This is a genomic window from Zhongshania sp. (genome assembly GCF_041584495.1).
Taxonomy (GTDB): domain Bacteria; phylum Pseudomonadota; class Gammaproteobacteria; order Pseudomonadales; family Spongiibacteraceae; genus Spongiibacter.
On record NZ_JBFHDY010000195.1, the window covers coordinates 1 to 3866 of the forward strand.

5 protein-coding genes and 1 tRNA gene are annotated in these 3866 nt (G+C 50.7%); all 6 read right to left on the bottom strand.

The window, feature by feature from the left end:
• Nucleotides 1-273: 273 nt before the first annotated feature.
• Complete coding sequence (gene rplA / locus ABYP33_RS17820; RefSeq protein WP_373092564.1) at nucleotides 274-972, bottom strand: 50S ribosomal protein L1; 699 nt, start codon at nucleotides 970-972, stop codon at nucleotides 274-276.
• Nucleotides 973-974: 2 nt separating this feature from the next.
• The gene (rplK, locus tag ABYP33_RS17825; RefSeq protein ID WP_373092566.1) at nucleotides 975-1406 is read right to left on the bottom strand and encodes a 50S ribosomal protein L11; all 432 of its coding nucleotides are present in this window, start codon (nucleotides 1404-1406) and stop codon (nucleotides 975-977) included.
• 133 nt (nucleotides 1407-1539) lie between these two features.
• Nucleotides 1540-2070: a transcription termination/antitermination protein NusG gene (gene nusG, locus ABYP33_RS17830; RefSeq protein WP_008248390.1), complete on the bottom strand. Its 531-nt coding sequence runs from the start codon at nucleotides 2068-2070 to the stop codon at nucleotides 1540-1542.
• Between the two features lie 9 nt (nucleotides 2071-2079).
• Nucleotides 2080-2445, bottom strand: a complete 366-nt coding sequence (gene secE / locus ABYP33_RS17835) for a preprotein translocase subunit SecE (RefSeq protein WP_008248393.1) — start codon at nucleotides 2443-2445, stop codon at nucleotides 2080-2082.
• Between the two features lie 71 nt (nucleotides 2446-2516).
• Nucleotides 2517-2592: transfer RNA gene (locus tag ABYP33_RS17840), tRNA-Trp, on the bottom strand.
• A gap of 49 nt (nucleotides 2593-2641) precedes the next feature.
• On the bottom strand, nucleotides 2642-3865 hold the full coding sequence (tuf, locus tag ABYP33_RS17845) for an elongation factor Tu (protein ID WP_373092569.1): 1224 nt from the start codon (nucleotides 3863-3865) through the stop codon (nucleotides 2642-2644).
• Nucleotide 3866: the final 1 nt, after the last annotated feature.

The window sequence follows — 3866 nt, forward strand, 5'->3', positions numbered from 1 at the left end:
GGATTTGTCAGTTATTTACCGTAGACTCAAAACTCAAGGTTTCAAGTCGTTTGCTGGAGAACAAATACACTCCACCATCTGCGTAGGCCAATGCCGGTAAACGTTGACGAATCAACACATCGATTAAGGGGTAAGTCTAAATAACCCAAACCCCGCCTACGGTCTTTGATGGTCTCTGCCTTTTGACACAGTAGGTCAGCTGTCAAAGACCACAAAGCCTATAAAACGGCCTCCAAAAAGACCGCCTCATTCAAAGCGACTAGCGCCTTAAAATTATTTTGCCGACAAACTCGCCATATCAATTGCGATACCCGGGCCCATCGTTGAAGAAAGAGTCACTTTCTTCATATAAACGCCTTTTGCTGAAGATGGCTTTGCTTTACGCAAATCACCCAACAGCGCTTCTAGATTATCCTTGAGCACATTAGCCTCAAAACTGATGCTACCGATTGCGCCGTGAATAATGCCGTTTTTATCTGTACGGTAGCGAACCTGGCCCGCTTTAGCATTTTTAACCGCCGTCTCTACATCTGCAGTCACAGTGCCGGCCTTAGGATTAGGCATCAGACCACGCGGCCCCAACACCTGGCCAAGCTGACCGACAACGCGCATGGCATCAGGAGACGCAACAACTACATCAAAGTCCATCATGCCGCCTTTAACCTGGGCAGCCAGATCATCCATACCAACAAAGTCTGCACCAGCCGCCTTGGCTTTCTCAGCGTTATCACCCTGAGTAAACACCGCTACACGCACAGTCTTGCCTGTGCCGTGCGGCAGAGTAGTCGCACCACGAACCGCTTGATCAGATTTACGCGCATCAACGCCAAGGTTGATTGCAACATCAATTGCCTCAGGGAATTTAATTACTGACACTTCTTTAAGCAGCGCTACTGCTTCTTCAAAGCTGTACTGCTTACCAGCTACCACTTTCTCGCGGATAGCTTTTTGACGCTTAGTGAGCTTAGCCATGATTACAGACCCTCAACTTCAATACCGGCGGCACGGGCGCTGCCCGCGATAGTGCGCACTGCTGCGTCCATATCAGACGCAGTCAAATCGGCCATTTTAATAGCGGCGATTTCTTCAAGCTGGGCGCGAGTCACTTTACCGACTTTCTTGGAGTTAGGCGTACCTGAACCACTAGCCACACCTGCGGCTTTCTTCAACAAGAACGAAGCCGGCGGCGTCTTAGTGACAAAGGTAAAGCTGCGATCTGAATAAACCGTGATAACAACAGGGATTGGCATGCCAGCTTCGAGGCTCTGAGTTTGAGCGTTAAAAGCTTTACAAAATTCCATGATATTAACGCCGTGCTGACCCAGTGCGGGACCAACTGGCGGACTTGGGTTGGCCTTACCGGCGGCAACCTGAAGCTTAATATAAGCTTGTACTTTTTTAGCCATAACTTCCTCCTAGTGGGTACAAACGCCTTGCGATTCAAAACCTGCAATCAGCTCCCCGGTTTAAACTGCTCGACTATCAACCCAGACTAGCCGGCAACATTTCATTCGCTACACGTAAGCTCCGCAGCAATATTTACGCCTTTTCCACCTGCGCAAAGTCCAGTTCAACCGGCGTTGACCGACCGAAGATAAGAACAGCGACATGCAGGCGGTTTTTCTCGTAATTGACTTCTTCAACAACACCGTTAAAGTCATTAAACGGCCCGTCGATAACCCGTACCATTTCACCCGGTTCAAACAAGGTTTTAGGCTTGGGCTTGTCACCGCTCTCGACACGCTGCAATATCGCTTGCGCTTCTTTTTCAGTAATAGGCGCAGGCTTGTCGGCCTTACCGCCAATAAAACCCATTACTCGCGGCGTTTCTTTAACTAAATGCCAAGTATCGTCACCGAGCTCCATTTGAATCAGCACATAACCCGGAAAAAACTTGCGCTCACTTTTGCGCTTCTGACCACCACGCATCTCGATGACTTCTTCGGTCGGAACCAAAACCTCGCCAAAACGGTCAGCAAAACCTGACAGCTCAATGCGTTCTTTTAATGCCAGAGCAACCTTCTTTTCATACCCAGAATAGGCGTGTACAACATACCAGCGTTTTGTCATGCCCTACCTCTAGCCGATAACCATGGATGCCAACCAACCCAACAGAGTGTCTAAGCCCCACAGAATCAATGCCGCAACTACTACAAACGCCACAACAATCAGCGTGGTTTGGGTGCTTTCCTGACGCGATGGCCAGACAACCTTGCGAATCTCGGTGCGCGCGCCTTTAAGCAATTCAAAAAAGGCCTCGCCTTTAACTGTACCGTAAGCGATATACCCCGCAATCAACGCCAGCACCAACAAGGCGATAACACGATAAAGCAGAGACTCACTAGAGAAATATATATTGCCGCCAACACCACCGGCCACTAACAGAGCCACAAGACTCCATTTCAGACCATCGAATCGACCAGCGTCTTCCGCCTTAGCACTCATTGTTAAAACATTTCCCTTTTTCGCTAAGCGCAAAACACCACTACGCATACGCGAAGCAGTGTCAACGTAAATGGCAGGCCAGGAGGGACTCGAACCCCCAACAGCCGGTTTTGGAGACCGGTGCTCTACCAATTGAACTACTGGCCTACAAGTGCCGGGCCTACAAGCCCGGACTTTAACCCTAATATTACCGGGCTTATTCTACAATTTTAGCAACAACGCCGGCGCCAACGGTACGGCCACCTTCACGAATTGCAAAACGCAGACCTTCTTCCATCGCGATTGGCGCAATCAACGTTACGTCCATTTTCACGTTGTCGCCAGGCATAACCATTTCAGTACCTTCCGGCAGCTCACAAGCACCAGTCACGTCCGTGGTACGGAAGTAGAACTGAGGACGGTAGCCTTTAAAGAACGGCGTGTGACGGCCACCCTCTTCTTTGGACAGTACGTATACTTCGCCTTCGAAACGAGTGTGAGGCGTGATTGAACCGGGCTTAGCCAGTACTTGACCACGCTCTACGTCGTCGCGCTTGGTACCACGCAACAACACACCCACGTTCTCACCAGCGCGACCTTCGTCAAGCAGCTTGCGGAACATTTCAACACCAGTACATACAGTCTTGGTGGTGTCGTGAATACCGATGATCGCAATCTCGTCACCGGTGCGCAGAATACCACGCTCGATACGGCCGGTGACCACTGTACCGCGACCCGAGATAGAGAATACGTCTTCAATCGGCATCAGGAACGGCAGATCAACTGCGCGCTCGGGCTGAGGAATATAAGTATCCAGAGCCTCAACCAACTTAGCAACAGCGCTGGTACCAAGACCATTCTCATCCTGACCATTCAACGCCATCAGCGCAGAACCCGCAATAATGGGGGTATCGTCACCCGGGAATTCGTACATATCGAGCAGCTCGCGCAACTCCATTTCTACCAATTCCAGCATTTCATTGTATTCTTCGCTGCCTACGCCGCCGCAATCTTCAGCCAGCAAGTCAGCTTTATTCAGGAATACCACGATGTAAGGTACGCCAACCTGACGTGACAGCAGGATGTGCTCGCGCGTCTGCGGCATTGGGCCATCAGTTGCGCCACATACTAGGATCGCGCCATCCATCTGCGCCGCACCGGTGATCATGTTTTTTACATAATCGGCGTGACCTGGGCAGTCAACGTGGGCGTAGTGACGAGTAGATGAATCATACTCGACGTGAGAGGTCGCAATGGTGATACCACGTGCACGCTCTTCAGGTGCATTGTCGATACCATCAAACGCCACTGCCTTACCGCCATACACTTCCGCACACACACGGGTCAGTGCTGCAGTCAGCGTGGTTTTACCATGGTCAACGTGACCGATGGTGCCCACGTTCAAGTGGGGCTTATTACGTTCAAACTTTTCCTTTGCCACA